This is a genomic window from Achromobacter ruhlandii (assembly GCF_002082135.1).
GTDB lineage: Bacteria > Pseudomonadota > Gammaproteobacteria > Burkholderiales > Burkholderiaceae_B > Achromobacter > Achromobacter ruhlandii.
Window position 1 is genome coordinate 266,748 of the sequence record NZ_CP017433.1, and the last position, 22,284, is coordinate 289,031.

The following is a 22,284-nucleotide window of genomic DNA, read 5'->3' on the forward strand; positions in this document are numbered from 1 at the left end:
CTTCGCTCGACGGCGGTCCGTGTTCCAATAGGCGGCTGGACGCGCGCCGGGAACCGGCGGCCAGCGGGGCTATCTAAGCCCGGTGCTTTCGATCCAGCCCATGTGGTGGGCGAACAGCACGAACAGAAACAGGGCCACCGACAGGCCGATGCGCACCGTCAGCGCGTTGACCGTGCGGTTGGTGCTGCCTTTGTCCCGCATCAGGTAGACCAGGGCGGATGCCAGACTGGCCAGGATACCGATGAAGGCCAGTACGACGAAAACGCGCATGATGGTCTCCGGACAAAATCGATTGATTCAATACAGATGGCCCGACCGCATTCAACCCGCTACACGGTAGCCGCTTTGCTCCTGCTGGGGATCGCCGTGGTGATCCTGGCCTCGCTGGGCCAATGGCAACTGCGGCGGGCCGACGAGCGACGCGACATTCTGGCGGCTATCGAGGCCGGCCGCAAGCAAGCGCCGCTGGTGCTGGCGCCGTCGACCGCGCCGGCCGACCTGAAGCCGTGGCGCGTGGCGCAGGCCAGCGGCACCTGGCTGCCTGAATTCAGTGTACTGCTGGACAACCGCAACCACGATGGCAAGCCGGGCTACTGGCTGGCCACGCCGCTGCTGCTGGATGCGGAAAAGCGCACGGCGGTGCTGGTGCTGCGCGGCTGGCTGCCGCGGGTGATCCAGGGCCAGGGCGCTCCGGTGCTGCCCGCCGCGCCTGAAGGCGTACAGACCATCAAGGGCGAGCTGTCGCCGCGCGTGCCGCGCATGTTCGAGCTGTGGTCGCTGGGCGGCCAGGACGCCTCCAGCCTGCCTGCCACGCTGCCGGCCGCCGGTGGCGTCGTGCCGCAGGTGCAGAACTTGCCGCTGGACGCCCTTGCGCGCGCCACCGGCCTGACCCTGCTGCCCACGGTGGTGAGCCAGTTTGGCCTGGGCGAGGACGACGGGCTGGTGCACGACTGGCCGCAGCCGTCGGTGAATTTCCAGCAGAACACGATCTACGCGGTAGAGTGGTTCTCTTTTGCCTTGTTCGCCGCGATTGCGTGGCTGGTGGTGCTGGGGGGCGCCATCAAGCGCATGCGCCAACGCGCGGCCAACGACCCGGCGGCCTGAACGGCGGCCTTCCCGACAACAGGATTTCGAATCAACGTGGCTCGCGACATGACTGCTTCCCAACCCGCCCGGCGCTCGCTGACGCCGATGGTGCTGGTGTTCCTGTGCACGCTGGCGCCGATCGTGGCGGCCTTCGTGGTCTACATGAACCCGCAATGGTGGCCGGCGGACGCCAGCAACTACGGCCGGCTGGTCGAGCCGCAGCGGCCCGTGCCCGCGCCCGAGGCGCTCAAGCTGACCACGCTGGACGGCAAGCCGTTCGACCTGCAGAGCCTGAAGGGCAAGTGGCTGCTGGTCGCGGCCGACGGCGCGGCCTGCCCGGAAAGCTGCGCCCGCAAGCTCTACATCACCCGCAATACCCACGCCAGCCAGGGCAAGAACGTCGATCGCCTGGCGCGCGTCTGGTTCATCACCGACGACGGCCCGGTGCCGGACAAGGTGTTGGAGGCCTACCAGGGCACGATCATGCTGCGCGCCGATCCGGACCAGCTGGCGCGCTTCCTGCTGGCGCGCGATGCCGCGGCCGGCCAGCCCGGCCTGGCGCAGCCGATCTGGGTGATCGATCCCCTGGGCAACCTGATGATGCAGTATCCCGCCGACGCCGACGGCGTGAAGGTGCGCAAGGACATCAGCAAGCTGGTCTATAACTCGCGCATCGGTTGAATCGGTATTTCGTTGATTTCCATGGAACGCATCAAAGCGCGGTATCGCAAACTCGTATTCTTCACCTGGTTCCTGACGCTGGACCTGATCATGTTCGGCGCCTTCGTGCGCCTGACGGACTCGGGCCTGGGCTGCCCGGACTGGCCCGGCTGCTACGGCAGCGTCACGCCGCTGGGGGCGATGGGCGATATCCACGAGGCCTCGCAGGCCATGCCGTTCGGGCCGGTGACCTTGTCCAAGGCCTGGATCGAGATGATCCACCGCTACGTCGGCTCGATCCTGGGCATGCTGATCATCGGCATCGTCTACATGGCCTGGCGCTACCGCCGCGAACTGGGCCGCTCGCCGGCCCTGGCGGTGACGACGCTGGTGGCCGTATGCGTGCAGGGCGCGTTCGGCGCCTGGACCGTGACCCACAAGCTGATGCCCGCCGTGGTCACGGCGCACCTGGTGTTCGGCCTGTCGGTGCTGGCGCTGATGACCTGGCTGTCGGCGCGCGAGCGTCCGCACCATGCCGTGGCGGCCGCGGCGCGGCGCTTCAAACCGTGGGTGATCGGCGGCTTCGTGCTGCTGCTGATCCAGGTGACGCTGGGCGGCTGGGTCAGCACCAACTACGCGGCGCTGGCCTGCATGGATTTCCCCATGTGCCACGGCAAGTGGGTGCCGGACATGGACTTCCATGGCGGCTATTCCATCATCCGCGGGCTGGGCGAACTGCCGTCCGGGGAAATGATTTCGCAGCCGGCGCTGACGGCGATCCACTGGGTGCACCGCAATTTCGCTTTCGTCGTGTTCGCGTACCTGGGCGTGCTGGCCTGGCGCCTGCGGGCCGACCGCGGCCTGCGCGGGCCGGCCACGCTGATGCTGGCGCTGCTGGGGGCCCAACTGCTGACCGGCCTGACGACGATCTTCTTCCAGTGGCCTTTGTTGATCGCGGTGTTGCACAATGGCGGGGCCGCCGGCCTGACGCTGGCCGCGGTGGTCCTGATGGTGCGCCTGTCCACCGCGGGCGGGGCGCCGGCCGGGGGCTACGGCCCCAATTCGGTGCGCGTTTAAAATAGGGTGCATGATGACCAGTCTTGCCGCTCCCCAATCCGGATTGCTCCGCCAGTATTTCGTTCTCACCAAGCCGCGCGTCACCCAATTGGCGGTGTTCTGCGCGGTGATCGGCATGTTCCTGGCCGTGCCGGGCGTGCCGGACATGCGTCGCGTGCTGTTCGGCACCCTCGGCATCTGGCTGCTGGCGGCCGCCGCCTTCGCCATCAACTGCCTGATCGAGCAGGAAGTCGACGCCCGCATGCTGCGCACGGCGCGGCGCGCCACCGCGCGCGGCACCATTTCCGCCTTCCAGGTGCTGAGCCTGTCGGGCCTGCTGGGCGGCGCCGGCATGTTCGTGCTGTACACGCTGGTCAACCCGCTGACCATGTGGCTGACCTTCGCCACCTTCGTCGGTTACGCGGTCATCTACACCATCATCCTGAAGCCGCGCACGCCGCAGAACATCGTCATCGGCGGCCTGTCGGGCGCCATGCCGCCGGCGCTGGGCTGGGCGGCGGTGGCCGATTCCGTGCCGGCCGAGGCCTGGCTGCTGGTGCTGATCATCTTCATCTGGACGCCGCCGCATTTCTGGGCGCTGGCCCTGTATCGCAACCATGACTACGTCAAGGCCGGCCTGCCGATGCTGCCGGTGACGCATGGCCAGCAGTTCACCCGCCTGCAGATCCTGCTCTACAGCATCGCGCTGGTCGCCACCACGCTGCTGCCCACCGCGATCCGCATGAGCGGCGCGCTGTACCTGGCGTCGGCGCTGGTGCTGGGCGGCATGTTCGTGTCGTACGCCTGGCGGCTGTACCGCAACTACAGCGACGAGCTGGCGCGCAGCATGTTCCGTTTTTCCATTCTCTACCTGGCGCTGCTGTTCGGCGCCCTGCTGGTGGACCACTGGGTCGCGCTGATCTGACCCCCTGGAGAGAGTCGATGTCCGTATTTTCCGCCAGCCGGCGCCTGGCCCTGCGCCTGGCCACGGCCGCCGCGTTCACCGCCGCCCTGGCCGCCTGCGGCGACAATGCGCCCCAATTCAAGGGCAGCGACATCAGCGGCACCCAGCTGGGCCGCGGCCTGGAGCTGTCCGACTACAACGGCAAGACGCGTACGTTGCAGGACTTCGCCGGCAAGGCGGTGGTGGTGTTCTTCGGTTTCACGCAATGCCCGGACGTCTGCCCGACCTCGCTGGCCGAACTGACCGAAGTGATGAAGAAGCTGGGCCCGGACGCCGACCGCGTCCAGGTGCTGCTGATCACGGTGGATCCCGAGCGTGACACGCCGGAAGTGCTCAAGCAATACGTAACCGCGTTCGACCCGCGTTTTCTGGGTTTGACCGGCACGCCGGACCAGGTGAAGAAGGCGGCGGCCTCGTTCAAGGCCTATTACGCCAAGGCGCCGACCAAGGACGGCAACTACACCATGGACCACACCGCGGCCTTCTACCTGCTGGACGGCAAGGGTGAATCGCGGGTGCTGGCCAACAACAACATCGGGGTCGATGCCCTGGTGCACGACATCCAGGCCCTGCTCAAGGGCTGAACCAGCGGCCGGGGGCCGCGCCCGGCGCGGTTTTCAGGCGCCGCCGGCGGCGATCCAGCCCGCCAGCGCGGCGCGCGCCTTGTCGCCGAGTTCCCCGGCCGGGATTTCGCGGCGGTGCGACATGATCATCAAGGCATAGGGCGCCGCCAGCGCGGCCGCCTCGGGGCACAGGCGGGATTCGTCGCCGGTCGAGGGCGAGAGATTGCGCCAATAGTTGATGGCCGCTTCGATCTGAGGCATGGTGATGACATTCATGGTCCTATTTTCCACGAATGGCGCGGCCTGTCCAACCGCACGCGTGCAGCAATGAAGCGTCACCATCGCAACATGCCGAAACCGCATCCGGGTGCTATACCACTGCCGGTTAGTAACGATGGAGCATCGTCATGAATTATCCCGCCCCTACCGAATCTCCCCGCCGTGGCCTGCATCCCCTGTTCGCGGCCGCCGCCATTGCCGTGATCATCATGTGCTCGGTCGGCGTGGCCGCCGTGATGGGCTGGCTGCCGACGCCGTCGGCCACGCCGCACCCCGAGGATCCGGCGCTGGTCCAGGCCGGTCCCGAGGGCGCCAACCTGGCCCCGGCCCAGCTTGGAGCCCCCGGCCAGCCGCAGGCGCCGGGCGCGCGACCGCCGGCGGCCCAGGCCCAGGCTCCCGCCCAGGCGCAGGGCCGGCCAGCGCCCGCGCCGGCGCCGGCCGCGCAGGGCTGCCGCACTTGCGGCGTGGTGGAAACCATTCGCCAGGTGCAGGTGCCGGTCAAGGACAATAGCGACCATCTGGTCGGCACTATCGCCGGCGGCGTCGCCGGGGGCGTGGTCGGCAACCAGTTTGGCGGCGGCAACGGCAAGACGGCGCTGACCGTGCTGGGCGCGGTGGGCGGTGCTTTGGCAGGCCGTGAAGTTGAGCGTAATATCAGGCAGCAACAAACGGTGACGCACTACGAGCTCACGGTACGCATGAACGACGGCAGCACGCGCCAGTTCCGCAGCGCGCAGCCGTTCGCCTTTGCGTCCGGCGACCACGTGCGCGTGGAGAATAATCAGCTGCTGCCGGGATGACCGTGCCGGCCGGCAGCGTTTTGGGATCTATGGGAAGACAGGAATGAGCGATCAACACACCAACCCGTTCGTCCTGCCCGGCATGGGCCAGAATTCCGACCTGTCGGGCAACCCGCTGCTGGCCAGCATGGAAATGATGCGCCAGGCCTGGGCAGGCCTGACCGGGCCGGGCGGGCTGGCGTGCAGCCTGCCGATGGCGCCGCCCATGAACCTGGAAGACCTGGATCGCCGTATCGCCGAGCTGCGCTCCGTGGAGAACTGGCTGCGCATGAACCTGTCGATGCTGTCCAGCACGATCCAGGGCATGGAAGTGCAGCGCTCCACCATCAGCACGCTGCGCGCGTTTGTCGATTCGGCCGCCAACCTGGACCTGGGCGCGGTGCGCGACAGCGGCGCGGCGTCGCCGCTGGAAGTGGTGCTGGGCCTGAAGCCGGCCCCGGCCGCCAAGAGCGCGCCGAAAGGCGCGTCGCAAGATTCGGCGGGCGCGGCGCAGGCCGAGGCCAAGGCGTCCGAGGCCGAAGGCGGCGATGCCCGTGCCCAGCCCGGCATGAGCGAGCAGATGGGCGCGGCGGCGCAGTCGGCCTCCAAGGCCTGGTGGGACCTGCTGCAACAGCAGTTCAACCAGATCGCGGCGGCCACGGCCGCATCGATGCCGGGCAGCCAGCCTGCCCCCGCGGCCGACAAACCCAAGGCCAAGCCGGGCGGGCCGCAGGCCGCGGCCGCCCCGGCGGCCAAGGCCGCCAAGACGGTCGCCAAGCCCGCCCGCAAGGCCGCGCGCAAACCGGCCGCCAAGGCGGCCGCCAAGAACAGCGGGCCTGCCGACGGCAAGCCCTGATATTTTCAATCCAGTCCCGGACCGTCGGACGGCGGTTGCGGGCGCATTCACATACCGGAACCTATGCTCAATGTAGTGATTCTCGCAGCCGGACTCGGCAAGCGCATGCAGTCCGATCTGCCCAAGGTGCTGCACACCCTGGCCGGCAAACCCATGCTGGCGCACGTGCTGGACAGCGCCCGCCAGCTCGAGCCGGCCCGTATCATCGTGGTGGTCGGCCATGGCGCCGACCGCGTCAAGCAGGCTTTCGCGGGCCAGGACGACCTGCAATTCGCGTTGCAGCAACCGCAGCAAGGCACCGGCCACGCGGTCCAGCAGGCCGTGCCGCTGCTGCGCGAGGGCGACGGCAAGGACGACGTGACCCTGGTGCTGTACGGCGACGTGCCGCTGGTGCAGCCCGAGACGTTGCGCCGCCTGCTGCAGGCGCGCGGCGCTGGCGCCGCGGTGCTGACCGAAGTGCTGGCCGACTCCACCGGCTACGGCCGCATCGTGCGCGACGCCGCCGGCAACGTCTGCCGCATCGTCGAGCACAAGGATGCCTCCGAGGCCGAACGCGCCATCAAGGAAGTGAACACCGGCATCCTGGCCGCGCCGACCGCGCGGCTCAAGGACTGGCTCTCGCGCATCGACAACAACAACGCCCAGGGCGAGTACTACCTGACCGACGTGGTCGGCCTGGCCGTGGTCGACGGCGTGCCGGTGGGCGCGGCCCAGCCGGGGGCATCGTGGGAGACGCTGGGCGTGAACAGCCGCGTGCAGCAGGCCGAACTGGAGCGCCGCTGGCAGGGCGAGCAGGCGCGTCGCCAGCTCGAGGCCGGCGTGACGCTGGCCGATCCCGCCCGTTTTGACGTGCGCGGCACCCTGACCTGCGGCCGCGACGTGTTCATCGACGTGGGCTGCGTGTTCGAGGGCCAGGTGACGCTGGCCGACGGCGTGCGCGTCGGCCCGCATTGTGTGCTGCGCGATGTGAGCATCGGCGCGGGCACGCAGATCGAGGCCTTCAGCCATCTGCAACAGGCCCAGGTGGGCGGCGATGCGCGCATCGGCCCGTATGCCCGCCTGCGTCCGGGCGCCGAGCTGGGCGACCGCACCCATGTGGGCAACTTCGTCGAGATCAAGAAGAGCGTGCTGGGCGCCGACAGCAAGGCCAACCACCTGGCCTACATTGGCGACGCCGACATCGGCGCGCGCGTGAACGTGGGCGCGGGCACCATCACCTGCAACTACGACGGCGTCAACAAGCACCGCACCGTGATCGAGGACGACGCCTTCATCGGCTCGGACACGCAACTGGTGGCCCCGGTGCGCGTGGGCCGCGGCGCCACGCTGGGCGCGGGCACCACCCTGACCCGCGACGCGCCGGCCGACAAGCTGACGGTGTCGCGCGGCAAGCAGGTCACTGTCGACGGTTGGCAACGGCCGGTCAAGAAGTCGTGACCGGGCCGGCGTCCCAGGCGCCGGCGGGCAGCGCCAAGCCCGCCGCCGCCGCCGACGGCCTGCCGGCGCCGCGCCGCTACTGGGCGGCCGCGACCGTGATGACGGGCATCAGCCTGTCAGTGCTGGACACCACCATTGCCAACGTCGCCCTGCCGACCATCGCGGCCGATCTGAACGCCTCGCCGGCACAGGCGGTGTGGGTGGTCAATGCCTACAACCTGGCGGTGGTGATGATGCTGCTGCCGTTGTCGGCCCTGGCCGAGCGCATCGGCTTTCGCCGCATGTTCACCTTCGGGTTGATGCTGTTCACGCTGGCCTCGCTGGGGTGCGCGCTGGCCGGCACGCTGGCGCAGCTGACGGCGGCGCGCGTGTTCCAGGGCGTGGGCGCGGCGACGCTGATGTGTCTGTTTGGCGGCCTGGTGCGCAACATCTATCCGCTCAGGATGCTGGGGCGCGGCATCAGCATCAACGCCACCACGGTGGCGGTGATGTCGGTGCTGGGTCCCACCATCGGCTCGGCGATCCTGTCGGTGGCGCCGTGGCCGTGGATCTTCGCGGTCAACCTGCCCATTTGCGTGCTGGCCATGTTCGGCCTGCGCCACCTGCCGGAAGTGCCGCGCAACGATGTGCGGCTGGACGGGATCAGCGCGCTGCTGTGCATGGCGACGCTGGGCGTGTTCATTTCCGGCGTCGACATGATGGGCGAGGACCTGCTGCGCGGCATCGGCCTGGTGGCGATCGCGGCGGTGGCCGGCCTGGTGCTGGTGCGCCGCGCCAGCCGCCAGCCCGCGCCGCTGGTGCCGGTGGACCTGCTGCGCATCCGGCCGCTGGCGTTCGCGGTGGGGGCGTCGGCCTGCACCTTCGCGGCGCAGATGGCCTCGTATGTGTCGCTGCCCTTCTATTTCCAGCAGGTGCTGGGCCGGCCCTACCTTGAGGTGGGCATGCTGATGGGCGCCTGGCCGGTGGGCACGGCCCTGATCGCGCCGCTGGCCGGACGCCTGTCGGACCGCTATTCCGCCGCCACCCTGAGCGGCATCGGCGCGGCCACCATGGTGGCCGGCATGCTGTGGCTGGCGGCGCTGCCGGCCGCGGTGGGCAACGTGCCAATCATCGCCGGCATGTTCGTGGCCGGCGTGGGCTTCGGTTTCTTCCAGACGCCGAACAACCGCGCCATGCTGTCGGCGGCGCCGCGCGCCCGCAGCGGTGCCGCGGGCGGCCTGCAGGCCACCACCCGGGTGTTCGGGCAGAGCTTCGGCACCGCGCTGGTGGCGATCGCCTTCAGCGTCAGCGCGGCGCATGGCCCGGGGCTGGCGCTGGTGCTGGGCACGATCTGCGCCGGCCTGGCGGTGGTGGTGAACACCGTGCGCTTCAGCAAGCTGCGGGCACCCTAGCGCGTAGCGGCCGCCGCGCGCCGGGCGGCCGGCCCGCCCTTCTATAATGGCCACCGGCGCCGGGGCGGGATGTCCCGGCGCGACGATTACCTATTTTTAAGGCGTTCAGGCATGAAAATCACGGTCGTGGGTACCGGTTACGTAGGGTTGGTGTCGGGAGCGTGCCTGGCCGACATGGGCAACGACGTCATGTGCCTGGACGTGGACGCGGCCAAGATCGCCCTGCTGCGCCAGGGTGGTATCCCCATCTACGAGCCCGGCCTGGAAGACCTGGTGCGGCGCAACGTGCAGGCCGGCCGCCTGCATTTCACCGACGACGTGGCCCAGAGCGTGGCCTTCGGCGACGTGCAGTTCATCGCCGTGGGCACACCGCCCGGCGAGGACGGCTCGGCCGACCTGAAATACGTGCTGGCCGCGGCCCGCAACATTGCCCGCCATATGACCAGCCGCAAGCTGATCGTGGACAAGTCCACCGTGCCGGTCGGCACCGCCGACAAGGTGCGCGCCGCGGTGGCCGAGGAATTGGCCGGGCGCGGCGTCGAGGTGCCGTTCAGCGTCGCCTCCAACCCGGAATTCCTGAAGGAAGGCGCGGCGATCAACGACTTCATGAGCCCGGACCGGGTCATCGTCGGCGCCGACGACGACTACACCATCGGCGTCATGCGCCGCATCTACGAGCCGTTCCAGCGCACCCACGATCGTCTGATGGTGATGGACGTGCGCTCGGCCGAGCTGACCAAGTACGCCGCCAACGCCATGCTGGCCACCCGCATCTCGTTCATGAACGAGATGGCCAACCTGGCCGAAGCGCTGGGCGCCGACATCGAGCAGGTGCGCCGCGGCATCGGCGCCGATCCGCGCATCGGCTATCACTTCCTGTATCCGGGCGCCGGCTATGGCGGCTCGTGTTTCCCCAAGGACGTGCAGGCGCTGGTCAACACCGCCGCCGAGAATGCGCTGCCGATGCGCGTCATCGAGGCGGCCGAGGCCGCCAACCACGCGCAGAAGTTCCGCCTGTCGGAAAAGCTGGTGGCCCGCTACGGCGAGGACCTGAGCGGCCGCCGGATCGCGCTGTGGGGCCTGTCGTTCAAGCCCAACACCGATGACATGCGCGAGGCGCCCAGCCTGACCGTGATCGCCGAGCTGACGCGCCGCGGCGCCACCGTGCGCGCCTACGATCCGGTGGCCATGCACGAGGCCGCCCGCGTCCTCGATGGCAAGCCCGGCGTGAGCTTCGCCACCGACATGTACGACGCGCTGGACGGCGCCGACGCGCTGCTGATCGCCACCGAGTGGAAGGTCTTCCGCGCGCCCGACTTCGACCGCGTCAAGGCCCTGCTCAAGACGCCGCTGATCATCGACGGCCGCAATCTCTACACGCCGGCCGACGTGCGCGCGCAGGGCTTCGAGTACTCGGGCATCGGCCGCGCATGAAGATCCTGCAGCTCAACTTCGAAAAGGGTTGGCGCGGGGGCGAACGCCAGACGCTGTACTGCATGCGCGCGTTCCGCAACGCCGGCCACCAGGTCGAAGTGCTGTGCCGCGAAGGCGGCCCGCTGGCCGAGCGCGTGCGCCAGGAGGGCTTCGTGGCGCACACCGTCCGCAACGTGCCGGCGCAGCTGGCGTTCCTGGCGCGCGCGGGCAGCGGCTACGACATCATCCACGCCCAGACCGCCAACACCGTCACCTGGGCGGTGCTGACCAAGTGGCTGCACCGGCGCCCGGTGGCGTTTTCACGCCGCACCTCGTTCGTGGTCAAGCCCAACGAGGAATGGAAGACCGGCTTCAAGTGGCGTCACACCGACCTGTTCGTGGCGATCAGCGACATGGCCGCGAGCGAGCCGCGGCGCCTGGGGCTGGACCCGGTCATCATCCGCAGCGCGGTCGAGCCGCACCAGATCAACCAGGAGAACGTCGCCGCGCTGGTGCGCGAGTTCGATCTGGAAGGCAAGAAGGTCATGGCCACGTCGGCCGCGCTGATCCGCGACAAGGACCCGGTGACGCTGGTGCGCGCGGTGGCCGAACTGGCCAGGACGCGGCGCGATTTCGTCTTCCTGCATTTCGGCGCCGGCGGCGACCGCGAACAGCAGGCGCGCGACGAGGCGCGCGCGCTGGGCGTCGAGGACGTCTACCGTTTCGCGGGCTTTCGCAAGGGCGTCGAGGATTTCTACAGCATCCTCGACGTGTTCGTCATGAGTTCCGAGGAAGAGGCGCTGGGCAGCAGCGTGCTGGACGCCTTCCTGCAGCGGGTGCCGGTGGTGTCCACCGACGCTGGCGGCTTGAAGGAAAGCCTGGCCGACGGGCGCGGCGTGCTGTGCGCGGTGGCCGATTTCCATGCCATGGCCCAGGGCATGGCGCGTTGCCTGGATGATGCCGCGTTCCGCCAGGAGATCACCGAGCGCGCGTATCAGTACGTGCGCGACGAGCACGACGTGCAGAAGATGGGCAATCGTTATCTGGCGCAGTTCGAGCGGTTGCTGGCGGCCCGCTGAGGCGCGTCGCTATGGCGTCCGCACGTCGATGCGGGTCTCGAACTTGGCGCGGTGCACCGAGAAGAACGTGCGCACGTTGCGCACGTTGGCGTGCGCGGTGAAGGCGCGGTGCGCCAGCGCGTGATAGGCGGGCATGTCCCGGACCTGCGCGATCACCACGAAATCCGGCCCCGGCGACACGCGGTAGCACTGCAGCACCGCCGGTTCCGCCAACATGATCTGTTCGAAGGCGTCCAGGCTTTCGGCCGCCTGCACGTCCAGCGTGATCTCGACGATGGCGGTCAGCGTGCTGCCCAGCTTCCCGGCCGCCAGGATGGCCACCTGGCGCGCGATCACCCCTTCTTCCACCAGGCGCCGCACCCGCCGCAGGCAGGTCGGCGGCGAGGCGTGCACGCGCGCGGCCAGCTCCTGGTTGGTCAGCGAGTTGTCGTCCTGCAGCTGTTCCAGGATGCGCAGGTCCAGATCGTCCAATTCCGGCAAGGTGATCGGCTGGTTTTGCATGATTAATTCATGAATGGATGATTGGTGAAATATTATTTAATCACAAATATGTAAGTGAATAAACTGTCAAATATACGCAGATAAAGAAATCAAATTTCTTGTGGCTGCGCGCACAATGCGTTCCGTACTCGAACTTTCCGGAGTCTCTCCTATGTGCGGCATTGTTGGCGCCGTCGCCCAGCGCGACATCACCCCGATCCTGGTCGAAGGCCTGAAGCGGCTGGAATACCGCGGCTATGACTCCTGCGGCGTCGCCGTGTACGCCGACGGCCACCTGCGCCGCACGCGCAGCACCCAGCGCGTGGCCGAGCTGGCCGAGCAGGTCGCGCAGGACAAGGTGCAAGGTTTCACCGGCATCGCCCATACCCGCTGGGCCACCCACGGCGTGCCGGCCACGCACAACGCCCACCCGCATTTCTCGCATCTGGGCAACGACGAGCCGCGCATCGCGCTGGTGCACAACGGCATCATCGAGAACCACGACGAACTGCGCGCCGAGCTGCAGGCCGTGGGCTACGTCTTCGAAAGCCAGACCGACACCGAAGTGATCGCGCATCTGGTCAACCACCTGTACGCCGGCGACCTGTTCGAAGCCGTGCAGAACGCCGTGCGCCGCCTGCATGGCGCCTACGCCATCGCCGTGTTCTGCCGCGACGAGCCGCACCGCGTGGTCGGCGCGCGCCAGGGCTCGCCGCTGGTGGTGGGCGTGGGGCAGAACGAGAACTTCCTGGCCTCGGACGCGCTGGCGCTGGCCGGCACGACCGACCAGATCATCTACCTGGAAGACGGCGACGTCGTCGACCTGCAGCTGTCGCGCGTCTGGATCGTGGACGCCAACGGCAAGAACGTGGAACGCCAGGTGCACACGGTGCAGGTGCATACCGGCGCGGCCGAACTCGGCCCCTACCGCCACTACATGCAGAAGGAGATCTTCGAGCAGCCGCGCGCCGTGGGCGACACGCTGCAGGACATCGAGGCCATCACGCCCGAACTGTTCGGCGACGACGCCTACAAGATCTTCAAGGACATCGATTCGTTGCTGATCCTGGCCTGCGGCACCAGCTATTACGCCGGCCTGACCGCCAAGTATTGGATCGAATCGATCGCCAAGATCCCCGTGGCCGTCGAAATCGCCAGCGAATACCGCTACCGCGACAGCGTGCCGAACCCGCGTTCGCTGGTCGTCACGATCTCGCAGTCGGGCGAAACCGCCGACACCCTGGCCGCGCTCAAGCACGCCCGCTCGCTGGGCATGGAAAACACGCTGACCATCTGCAACGTGTCGACCAGCGCCATGGTGCGCGAGTGCAAGCTGTCGTACATCACCCGCGCCGGCGTCGAAATCGGCGTGGCCTCGACCAAGGCTTTCACCACGCAGCTGACCGCGCTGTTCCTCTTGACGCTGGCGCTGGCTCAGGTGCGGGGCCGCCTCACCGACGAGCAGGAGGCAGAACACCTGAAGGCGCTGCGCCACCTGCCCGTGGCCATCGGCTCGGTGCTGGCGCTGGAACCGCAGATCATGGCCTGGGCCGACCGCTTTGCCTCGAAGGAAAACGCGCTGTTCCTGGGCCGCGGCATGCATTACCCGATCGCGTTGGAAGGCGCGCTCAAGCTCAAGGAAATCAGCTACATCCACGCCGAGGCCTATCCGGCCGGCGAACTCAAGCACGGCCCGCTGGCCCTGGTGACCGAGCACATGCCCGTGGTCACCATCGCGCCCAAGGACGAGCTGCTGGAAAAGCTGAAGTCCAACATGCAGGAAGTGCGCGCGCGCGGCGGCGAGCTGTACGTGTTCGCCGACGCCGACAGCAAGATCCAGAGCGCCGAAGGCATGCACGTGATCCGCATGCCCGAGCACTACGGCAAGCTGTCGCCGATCCTGCACACGGTGCCGCTGCAGCTGCTGTCGTACCACACGGCCTGCGCCCGCGGCACCGATGTGGACAAGCCGCGCAACCTGGCCAAGAGCGTGACGGTGGAGTGATATCGCGGCGAGGGCCTTGGCCCTGAAAACGAGAAATAAAGTCGGTCGCGCGGAATAAAGTCGGTCGCGACTCGAACGGACCATTTCGTCGTCGATTGTGAGGCTAAGTTGGGCTCATCGGTTGTTAGAGCGAGGGAGAGGGCCGCAGAGCGGCCCTCTTTTGGTGCATCCGATTAGCTCGGTGCGCGCCAGCACTGTCCGGGTGGGCTAGGAACTGCGCGTCTGAGTGAACGAGGGGCTGCACTCCGCTGGTCGTAGGGCCATCGCGAGGTGAGCGGTCCGCCTTTCTAGAGGATGGAGGAACCGGTATAGGTCATGTGACACCCCCCCGCGGCCCGTTTACCTGGGAATAACGATCTCTTGGACGACCTCAATTTGATTCTTTATTGGCGTATAGAGGTCCACCCCTATATCCTCAGGAGCTTCTAGAGTCAGTACCAGTGAGTACCGTACGCGAGCCTGTCCGTATTTTTGTGGGCGAGGCGTTTTAAAAGTTGTTATCCCCGGGCCGCAGTAAACCGTTCGCCGAACAGGATAGCAAACTGGTTCATGGCGACTTTCCAGTCGAAGGTCGCTCTGACGGACTTGGCCAGCACGTTGCGTAGCGCCAGCCATAGGAGCTTGATGGCGGCCTCATCCGTTGGGAAGTGGCCTCGCGTCTTGATGATCTTGCGCAATTGCATGTTCAAGCTCTCGATGGCGTTGGTCGTGTAGATCACGCGCCTGATGTCTGGCGGGAACACGAAGAACGGCGTGACGTTCTCCCAGGCCCGTTGCCAGGCAGCGACGATCGTGGGGTACCTGGTTCCCCAAGGTCCATCGGCGAACGCCTGCAGCGCCTGCTCGGCCGCTTGTGCGCTGGCGGCCGCGTAGATCGGGCGCAGGGCGGCGGCCACGGCCTTGCGATCCTTCCAGCCCGCGTAATCCAGGCTGTTGCGGATCAGATGCACGATGCAGGTCTGCACGGTCGTGCGCGGGAAGGCCGTGCCGATGGCCTCGGCCAGGCCCTTCAGGCCGTCGACCACGGCGATCAGGATGTCCTGGCACCCTCGGGTCTTGAGTTCATTGAAGACCTTGAGCCAGAACTTGGCCCCCTCGGTCTGCTCGACCCACAAGCCCAGCACGTCGCGCTGGCCGTCGGCCTGCACACCCAGCGCCAGGTACACCGCCTTGTTGCTGACCCCGCCGTCGTCGCGGATCTTGACCCGCAGCGCGTCGAAGAACACCACCGGGTACATCGCCTCCAGCGGCCGGTTCTGCCAGGCAATCGTCTCGGCCATGACCTCGTCGGTGACCGAGCTGATGAAGTCCGGCGAGACCTCGGTGCCGTAGCTCTCGGCCAGGAACGCCTGGATCTCGCGCACGCTCATGCCCCGGGCGTACATGGCGATGATCCGGTCATCGAACCCGGTGAAGCGTCGTTCGTGCTTGGGGATCAGGATCGGGGCGAAGGAGCCGTCCCGGTCGCGGGGAAGCTCCACGCGCACCGGGCCACGCTCGGTCAGCACCGTCTTGCCGCTGGCGCCGTTGCGCTCGTTGGCCTGGCCCTCGGGCTTGTCCTCGCCTGGCCGATAGCCCAGATGCAGGTTCATCTCGGCGGCCATCGTGCGCTCGATCACCGCCTTCTGGAACGACAGGAACAGGTCTTGAACCTCGCTGGGCGTCATCGGTCCCTTGACCAGATGGTCCAGTAGTTCGGCTGGGACTTCAGGCAGCGGCCCACGGGCCGCCGCCTGAGCGGCTGCTGTGCGTCTTTTCTTCATCGGCATATCCATGATCTTTAGTCCTCATGATATGCCCCGCACACAAAATTGCGGATAGGCCCCCGTACGCTGGTGTTCCATTGCCTCGCATCTTTCCAATCCTTCCACCAGCCTCCTACCGGGAACACTGCAATTGTTCCTTTAGCTGCCAACTCGGCTGCGGATCCAGTCCAAACGTCGGAGTGTAAAGACCCTTTTGTCCGAAGCTGATGGCCGTAAGACCACCCAGCGCGATCGGGGTCGCCGTGGCTTTCTTCATCATCCTCATCTCGCTCGAGCGCGTTTACACGTTCAGCGAATTCTTGGTCGGTTTCTGTCGCGCCCTTCAGGGCAAAGCGCAATCCATACGATTGATATCGAAACTTACTCTGCCAACCTCGTTTGCTTGGATTGGGCTCCACAAAGTAGGAAAGAGTGATTCGGAGCGAAATTTCGGACTCGGCTAGGGGTAGAAGCTCTTCCGCTGGCCACGGCAATTCATGGAACACCACCTGACCGAATTTGATATTTCCATCTTCTCGCTGGAGTGGTTGTATCTCCTGCTGAATGACCATCGTTGGCCTGTTGACGTCAGACGATAGCGACAGTTGTTCGTTGATCAGCCCATGCCCGAACGTTCTTAGAAAATTTCTTTTCGCGAGCTGACTCGGCTGGACGGGGAGCATGCTGCGCATTTGCGTAGTATGCCTTGCGCCCTGTACTGCAAGCGCGCGGATAGTCTCCGGCCAATAGTCTGGATACTGCCAAGCGAGGCGGGCACAAAGTCGTGCTACCTCAGCAGTGGCAGCGCTTGTGTCGCCTGTTTCACAAAGGGGTCCGCGGCGCATGTCAGCAGCAGTGGTTAGCTGGCGTAGCGATTCAGGACCTACCGTCACGTTGTTACCCGCATCGACAGTACCATTCCCGCCCTCAGCTAGGACATCAGGCTTGAATGGCCACTTCGGTTTCCAAAGAACAGAAGTGCGGGTGGCCGGTGCAAGACCGCCCAGAGGAGCAATGACCCTCAATCCTGGATGCTTCTGTGCATCCACATCAATCAGATTTGTGGTGGCTCCAACTGTCAGAGCATTCCAAGCTTGGCTGGGGTCCTCTGCGGTACGTACGTGGTTTACGTCGGGATAGTGGTGCCACTCGGACCATTGGACGTTGCCTCCCGCGAGCACATAGAGTCTTTGCGTCCGCTTGTCTTCATCCTTATCGGCGCCGACTCCGACTTCGATAGCCGGTCGACCGAAAGCGAGCTGATCAATAGTGGCAGACCATTCTGACGGCTCCCCGCCGATATCGCCTATCGAGGTTGTCATCATGACAAATACGCGGCGCGCTGCTGGAGCGCTGACTTCGACGCGACTAGTAGCCTGCGAAATAATGTGTCCGTACAGATGAGGGGCGTTATCGCCATCGTCGGGGAGAATCTTGACCGATTCCAAGTGATGGGAGATATCTACGGGGTCGCCGTGCGCGAGGGTTGGTACGAGATTACCGTATAGGCAGAGGCCTGCCATCTCCGTCCCATGTCCGTCCCGATCATCAACAAGCCAAGCGGGATCGTAAGCGTGCATATTGGCTCTGGGAAGCCCAACCCTCAGTAGTGGATGGCCGGCATTCACGCCTGTATCCAACAGCGTCACCCGATTTTGCTCAATGCCTTCCAGCGGATTGCTACGTTTGACCAGATCATGAATCCAAGCTTCTTGCTGGTGCGGAGCAAGCTCCGATAGGAAAAACTCCGCCGTAGGTGACACACCGCGAATTTCCGCGACCATGTCTAAGAGGACGGCGGCCTTTTGAATTGAGTCTCGAGTGGCCCGTACGGCTACGACGACCCTTCCAGGAAAGGAAACGTGTCCCGACTCGACTTCGATTTCCAACTTGGCGGCAGCTTCTCTAAATCGTTCGACCACATCCTTGGCATGCTCACGAGTGGCGCGAAGCCAAACTTGGAACCAAAGTGAGTCACCGCCTTCAGGCGGGGGGGCCAGATCTGTCCAAAGATCGTCGAAAACGGCATTTCGTATCTGCTCGATTGCATTGACTAGGGCCATGTGTTTTGGTTTCCCTCTGGACGTGTCCACATTCAGGTAGGCCTGAATGCGTTGCACGAGCGCTGTCAATTTTCCGTCGGGGATGTGCAGAATAACTGTTTCGGCCTCTGCCTCTTGCTGGACATTTAAGACTTCAATACCGTCTCTTTTCCATTCGACACTTTGAAAGTCGAGGGCTCCAATTGGCTGAATTTCGAGCGCGACTGTGATTCCGCTTTGCCCTTCGAGACCTGCGGCAGCACGTTCGGCCTGAGTGTTTGGAATCGTGCGCTCCAAGTTTTGGAGTTGGCGTATTAGCTTTCGGCCGTGCGCAGCCCGATCTCTGGGTGCTGCGGGGCGGCGAGGGGCCGATGATGGCGATTTGAAATCGAAGGCCTCAGAAAAGCCATCTACGCGCAGATGAGGCAGGATTGGATCGGGCATTTGTCTTCTTTGTCATTTTTAGTAACCTGACTTTACCCGCCAATTTATCTTCGCGCTACCCTCGGTGTGCTACGGCCCGTTCCTCAAGATGCCGCATAACGTTTTCAGCGCTTACTTCGTCCGATCCGTCCATTACGGCCTCTTTGATGGAATCAAGACATGCGCGAGAAATCTCTGCATGGGACTGACCCGATGCAGCGTCGACAACTGGCCCAAGGGCGAAGCCCTTGCTCACGAATCCACTTAACTTATTCTTCAGAAGAACTCTGATCTGGGCGACATCCGGCTGGTCATAGCGAATCACGTCGTCAAATCGACGGAACAACGCAACATCCAAATCCTTCGCGTGATTCGTCGCCGCAACGATCAAGCTATCTGAGTCGTCCTGTTCAAGGAGCTGAAGAAACATGTTCAGCGTTCGGCGCATCTCTGCGACGTCATGTTGACTGCCGCGTTGAAGGCCGAGAGAGTCAAACTCATCAAAAAAATAGACACCGCGAGTCGTATGCAGTGCTTCAAAAATCAATCTGAGCTTCGAGGCACTTTCACCCATAAATTTAGTGATCAGGCTATCGAAGCGAACGGTGAACAAGGGTAGCTTGAGTTCTCCCGCCAGCACGCTTGCCGTCATGGTTTTACCTGTGCCGGGTGGCCCAACGAGCAGAAGTTTGCGTCGCGGTACGAGACCATGAAGTCGGAGCTTTTCGGCGTGGCGTTGTTCACGCAGCACTCGCTGAAGCTTCAGCGCAACAGTCTCTGCGACAACCATTTCAGCCAAGTGTTGTTCCGGATATCGAGCAGTCAAGAGATCGCCCAATTCCCCCTTAGGTTGTGCCAACGCTATCGGACGAGCAGATCGAATCGGTTTGACCTTAACTTTCGCGGAATCGATCAAGTCGCGAAGTTCCGCCGCAAGTTTGACATGACCACGGCGCGCCTCGTCCGCAGCCATTTGCATGGCCACAGTGTAGAAGTGCTCGGGGTCTTGCCCCACATGCGCTCGTAGGAGCGCCTTAAGTTGATCAGCGCGTGCCATGTTTTCTCTCGTCCAGAAGCAATGCTACTTGGCGACGCATAACAACGCCACCATGTGATGCTATTATAGCATCTTGATGTAATTATCACATTGGCGTCCGTTCCTTTTATGATCTATCCCCGTTCACAAAACGAACTTTTGAAGATGGCACGAGGTTCGCGTTCGCAAAGAGAGTTCGCGGCCATACTCGGCGTTGATCAGAGTTGCTTTTCTCGCTATGAAAGTGGCAAGCTCGGCGCACCCGTTACGGTGATCAATTCATGTTTAGAAATGGTGGCCAATTTGCACGTCGGCCACGATGGTCAAACATCGCCTGATCTTTCTAAGGCGTTGCAGCACGCGAGACTGACCGTGATGCTTCTAGGCGGCTGACAACGCGAAGCAAACGCCCGGGGCGGATGGGGACGGTCTTTGATGGGACGCGCAGTGCATTCGACTGTCTTGGGGTACTGCACAAAGCGAAAGCCCCGCACATGGCGGGGCTCCGTAGTCCGATAGCCTCTCTCCTCCAATTTTGGTGGAACCGACCTAGTCGGCGGGCAGCGCATCCGCTCATCTCTGAGCCTATCGGCTATCGCGCTGCTTTATCTTAGCACCACGCTCTTTAGTGCCCCTCGGACTGTTCGCTGCGTTGGGAGCGATCGCGCCAATCTATATCGCTTTTCGTGCCCAACCGAATGGGCGGGATGGCTGATAAACTATGCCCTCTCGAAGCGACCGACCGGATGAGATTGAGCGCTTCCCAGCAGCGATCTTTGTGTTCGCTGTACCCGCGCAAGGCGGGTTGTAAATGGATACTATTGCGGCAGCCCCCATCCTCCTAGAGCGCCAGGTGAGGTATCGCAGGAATTCCATCGATGCTCCGGTGCACTCTCGATCATGAACAACATGACTTTTGACACCGCCATCGCGCTAGTGGCTCTTCTTGTCTCGCTCCTGACCTTCGGAGCGTCTATCATATTCTGGCGACGCCAATTCCGCCCCATAGTGACGGCTGCGATCCGAACGCATGTAGCGGGCACTCAAGCAATTACGTACAACCTTGTCTTGTTGAACTCCGGCACCATTCCGGCAAAGAACATCGTACTGGGTGTTGACGAATTGACGCTTGTAGCAGCGCTTGGGGATGACGCGACAACGGAGAATAAAACGAGATGGCTCGCATGTTTCTCTGCAACTCCGCGAATCAGGATCCTCCACAACGGCGATAGAACATCTTGCTCTTTCGGAACTACACAGATCGGAAATTCGGGCTTCTGGAAAAATAGGGCCACGATTTCCATCACCATAAAGTACGAAGGCTGGTTCGGACTCAGCTACACACAGCAGCAGATGCTTGAAGTAGTTGATTCAGCAAGTTTTACGGGCTATATGTGGGGTGATGGTCATGCCTAACCCTTCATTCCACCGGAGCGCCTTCGGCGGTCGGTGGCCCCGCTAGCCACTCGGACAGGCTCCATTGCTTAGGCATCGTTTCGCCGGGGGATACACTAAGTAGTGCAAGAGCCCGCCTTCAGAACTGACCCCCGAAAGTTGGACGTAGATCCAACCTTCGGGGGTTTTTACATGGCGAAGTACGATCAGAGCTTCAAGCTCAAGGTAGTCAGGCAGTATGAGTCAGGCTCTGGGGGCAGCAAGGCGATTGCCGCCCGTCATGGGCTTGATCACGCAACGGTGAGGCGGTGGGTGACCCGTTACCAGGCGCACGGTACATCTGGACTGCGGCGCAAGAGTGCCAGCTATGACGCGGCGTTCAAGCTGAAGGTGCTCAAGCGCATGTGGCGCGAACAGTGGTCTGAAGCCCAGACAGCGGTGGCGTTCGACATTCGCTGCGCATCGCATATTGGCAAATGGGCGCGCCAGTATCATGCTGGAGGTATCGACGCACTGCGGCCTCTTCGTGAGGGTCGCCCCAAGACCATGAGCACCAAGCCAGCCAAGCCTGACGTTCCTCGCACCGAACTGGACGACAAGCAGATCATCGCCAGGCAGAACCAGGAGTTGATCGAGTTACGCGCCGAGGTCGCGTACTTAAAAAAACTCGATGCCTTGATCCAGGAAAAGCGGCGTGCGGCTGCGCAGAAAAAGCGCAAGCCGTGACTGGGTTGAGGCAGCACCATCCGCTGGCGGCCTTGCTCAAGGCGGCCAGTCTGGCGCGCAGCACTTACTACTACCAGGTCAAAGCGGCCCAAACTACCGACAAGTATGCTGAGATCAAAGGCAGGATCCGTGCTGTCTACACAAGCCACAAGGGCCGGTACGGCTACCGGCGCATCACAGCCGTGTTACGCCAAGCGGGGCAGTCCGTGAACCACAAGACGGTACAAAAACTGATGCAGGTGCTGGGCTTGAAGTCGCTCGTGCGCACCAAGAAGTACCGCTCGTATCGGGGGCAGCCGCATCACGTGGCGGGCAACGTGCTAGCGCGCGGCTTCGAGGCGGCATGTCCGAACGAGAAGTGGGTCACCGACGTGACCGAGTTCAACGTGCATGGCCAAAAGCTGTACCTGTCGCCGGTGATGGACCTGTATAACGGCGAGATCGTGGCCTATGAAACCAGCCGCCGGCCGGTGTTCGAGCTCGTGGGCAGCATGCTGAAAAAGGCGCTGGCGCGGCTGCGGCCGACCGAGCACCCCGTCCTGCACTCTGACCAGGGTTGGCAATACCAGCAGCCTATGTACAGGCGGATGCTTGCTGCCCGGTCTGTGACGCAGAGCATGTCACGCAAGGGCAACTGCCTGGACAATGCCGCCATGGAAAGCTTCTTCGGCACGCTCAAGGCCGAGTTCTTCCACCTGAACCGCTTCGAGAGCGTCGAGCAGTTGCAGGCCGGCATCCGGCAGTACATCCGTTACTACAATCATCACCGCATCAAGCTCAAGCTAAAAGGCCTGAGCCCGGTGCAATACCGAGCTCAGGCCTTCGGGCTTTAGCTTCTTCTGACCGTCCAACTTCTGGGGGTCAGTTCA

The 22,284-nt window shown here is 64.2% G+C and carries 21 protein-coding genes and 1 pseudogene; 16 read left to right on the forward strand and 6 right to left on the reverse strand.

Features of this window, described 5'->3' with window-relative positions; genetic code table 11:
• Positions 1-69: 69 nt before the first annotated feature.
• Positions 70-270, reverse strand: coding sequence for a twin transmembrane helix small protein (locus AruCF_RS01180; protein ID WP_006392373.1), 201 nt, complete (start codon positions 268-270; stop codon positions 70-72).
• A 36-nt stretch (positions 271-306) separates the two neighbouring features.
• Between AruCF_RS01180 and AruCF_RS01185 the strand changes: the two genes are divergently transcribed.
• The 5 genes from AruCF_RS01185 to AruCF_RS01205 are packed head-to-tail and all read left to right on the forward strand — an operon-like array spanning position 307 to position 4,350.
• Positions 307-1,104: an SURF1 family protein gene (locus tag AruCF_RS01185; protein ID WP_049070638.1), complete on the forward strand. Its 798-nt coding sequence runs from the start codon at positions 307-309 to the stop codon at positions 1,102-1,104.
• Positions 1,105-1,152: 48 nt separating this feature from the next.
• Positions 1,153-1,767: an SCO family protein gene (locus tag AruCF_RS01190; RefSeq protein WP_049070640.1), complete on the forward strand. Its 615-nt coding sequence runs from the start codon at positions 1,153-1,155 to the stop codon at positions 1,765-1,767.
• Positions 1,768-1,788: 21 nt separating this feature from the next.
• Positions 1,789-2,823, forward strand: a complete 1,035-nt coding sequence (locus tag AruCF_RS01195; protein ID WP_049070642.1) for a COX15/CtaA family protein — start codon at positions 1,789-1,791, stop codon at positions 2,821-2,823.
• Positions 2,824-2,836: 13 nt separating this feature from the next.
• Positions 2,837-3,727: a heme o synthase gene (cyoE, locus tag AruCF_RS01200; protein ID WP_006392377.1), complete on the forward strand. Its 891-nt coding sequence runs from the start codon at positions 2,837-2,839 to the stop codon at positions 3,725-3,727.
• A 17-nt stretch (positions 3,728-3,744) separates the two neighbouring features.
• Positions 3,745-4,350 carry an SCO family protein gene (locus AruCF_RS01205; RefSeq protein WP_049070643.1) on the forward strand — a complete coding sequence of 202 codons (606 nt, stop codon included), beginning with the start codon at positions 3,745-3,747 and terminating at the stop codon, positions 4,348-4,350.
• Between the two features lie 33 nt (positions 4,351-4,383).
• Here AruCF_RS01205 and AruCF_RS01210 read toward each other — a convergent pair whose 3' ends face one another.
• On the reverse strand, positions 4,384-4,605 hold the full coding sequence (locus AruCF_RS01210) for a DUF3717 domain-containing protein (RefSeq protein WP_049070645.1): 222 nt from the start codon (positions 4,603-4,605) through the stop codon (positions 4,384-4,386).
• Between the two features lie 131 nt (positions 4,606-4,736).
• On the opposite strand from AruCF_RS01210, the gene AruCF_RS01215 reads away from it, so the two are divergent.
• The 6 genes from AruCF_RS01215 to AruCF_RS01240 all read left to right on the forward strand — a co-directional run bounded on the left by AruCF_RS01215 (position 4,737) and on the right by AruCF_RS01240 (position 11,563).
• The gene (locus tag AruCF_RS01215) at positions 4,737-5,408 is read left to right on the forward strand and encodes an outer membrane lipoprotein (RefSeq protein WP_049070646.1); all 672 of its coding nucleotides are present in this window, start codon (positions 4,737-4,739) and stop codon (positions 5,406-5,408) included.
• Between the two features lie 43 nt (positions 5,409-5,451).
• Positions 5,452-6,243, forward strand: a complete 792-nt coding sequence (locus AruCF_RS01220; RefSeq protein WP_083036495.1) for a PhaM family polyhydroxyalkanoate granule multifunctional regulatory protein — start codon at positions 5,452-5,454, stop codon at positions 6,241-6,243.
• A gap of 63 nt (positions 6,244-6,306) precedes the next feature.
• Positions 6,307-7,680: a bifunctional UDP-N-acetylglucosamine diphosphorylase/glucosamine-1-phosphate N-acetyltransferase GlmU gene (gene glmU, locus AruCF_RS01225; RefSeq protein WP_049070648.1), complete on the forward strand. Its 1,374-nt coding sequence runs from the start codon at positions 6,307-6,309 to the stop codon at positions 7,678-7,680.
• Positions 7,677-9,071 carry an MFS transporter gene (locus AruCF_RS01230; protein ID WP_063582476.1) on the forward strand — a complete coding sequence of 465 codons (1,395 nt, stop codon included), beginning with the start codon at positions 7,677-7,679 and terminating at the stop codon, positions 9,069-9,071. Before glmU ends, AruCF_RS01230 begins: the two co-directional genes overlap by 4 nt.
• Positions 9,072-9,182: 111 nt before the next feature.
• The gene (locus tag AruCF_RS01235) at positions 9,183-10,505 is read left to right on the forward strand and encodes a UDP-glucose dehydrogenase family protein (RefSeq protein WP_049070651.1); all 1,323 of its coding nucleotides are present in this window, start codon (positions 9,183-9,185) and stop codon (positions 10,503-10,505) included.
• Entirely contained in the window at positions 10,502-11,563 is a 1,062-nt protein-coding gene (locus AruCF_RS01240; RefSeq protein ID WP_049070652.1) for a glycosyltransferase family 4 protein, read from the forward strand. The genes AruCF_RS01235 and AruCF_RS01240 overlap by 4 nt, the downstream gene beginning before the upstream one ends.
• Positions 11,564-11,572: 9 nt before the next feature.
• Here AruCF_RS01240 and AruCF_RS01245 read toward each other — a convergent pair whose 3' ends face one another.
• Positions 11,573-12,064 (reverse strand): Lrp/AsnC family transcriptional regulator, encoded by a 492-nt coding sequence (locus AruCF_RS01245; protein ID WP_049070653.1) that lies wholly within the window; start codon positions 12,062-12,064, stop codon positions 11,573-11,575.
• A gap of 151 nt (positions 12,065-12,215) precedes the next feature.
• Between AruCF_RS01245 and glmS the strand changes: the two genes are divergently transcribed.
• The gene (gene glmS, locus AruCF_RS01250) at positions 12,216-14,048 is read left to right on the forward strand and encodes a glutamine--fructose-6-phosphate transaminase (isomerizing) (protein WP_049070654.1); all 1,833 of its coding nucleotides are present in this window, start codon (positions 12,216-12,218) and stop codon (positions 14,046-14,048) included.
• Between the two features lie 497 nt (positions 14,049-14,545).
• Here glmS and AruCF_RS01255 read toward each other — a convergent pair whose 3' ends face one another.
• From AruCF_RS01255 to AruCF_RS01265, 3 genes are read right to left on the reverse strand one after another with little or no spacing between them, the layout of a single operon-like run.
• Entirely contained in the window at positions 14,546-15,817 is a 1,272-nt protein-coding gene (locus tag AruCF_RS01255) for an IS256 family transposase (RefSeq protein ID WP_144419191.1), read from the reverse strand.
• An 11-nt stretch (positions 15,818-15,828) separates the two neighbouring features.
• A complete protein-coding gene (locus AruCF_RS01260; RefSeq protein WP_080977292.1) occupies positions 15,829-18,279 on the reverse strand; it encodes a S8 family peptidase in 2,451 nt (816 codons plus the stop codon).
• A 55-nt stretch (positions 18,280-18,334) separates the two neighbouring features.
• Positions 18,335-19,315 carry an AAA family ATPase gene (locus tag AruCF_RS01265; RefSeq protein ID WP_049070659.1) on the reverse strand — a complete coding sequence of 327 codons (981 nt, stop codon included), beginning with the start codon at positions 19,313-19,315 and terminating at the stop codon, positions 18,335-18,337.
• 108 nt (positions 19,316-19,423) lie between these two features.
• On the opposite strand from AruCF_RS01265, the gene AruCF_RS01270 reads away from it, so the two are divergent.
• From AruCF_RS01270 to AruCF_RS28975, 4 genes and pseudogenes are all read left to right on the forward strand, one after another.
• The gene (locus tag AruCF_RS01270) at positions 19,424-19,687 is read left to right on the forward strand and encodes a hypothetical protein (protein ID WP_080977293.1); all 264 of its coding nucleotides are present in this window, start codon (positions 19,424-19,426) and stop codon (positions 19,685-19,687) included.
• A 507-nt stretch (positions 19,688-20,194) separates the two neighbouring features.
• Positions 20,195-20,710 (forward strand): DUF8453 domain-containing protein, encoded by a 516-nt coding sequence (locus AruCF_RS28970; protein WP_144419066.1) that lies wholly within the window; start codon positions 20,195-20,197, stop codon positions 20,708-20,710.
• A gap of 171 nt (positions 20,711-20,881) precedes the next feature.
• A complete protein-coding gene (locus AruCF_RS30115; RefSeq protein WP_049076618.1) occupies positions 20,882-21,415 on the forward strand; it encodes a helix-turn-helix domain-containing protein in 534 nt (177 codons plus the stop codon).
• Positions 21,352-22,248, forward strand: a pseudogene (locus AruCF_RS28975) (IS3 family transposase); the annotation flags it as partial. The gene AruCF_RS30115 and the pseudogene AruCF_RS28975, both read left to right, overlap by 64 nt.
• Positions 22,249-22,284: the final 36 nt, after the last annotated feature.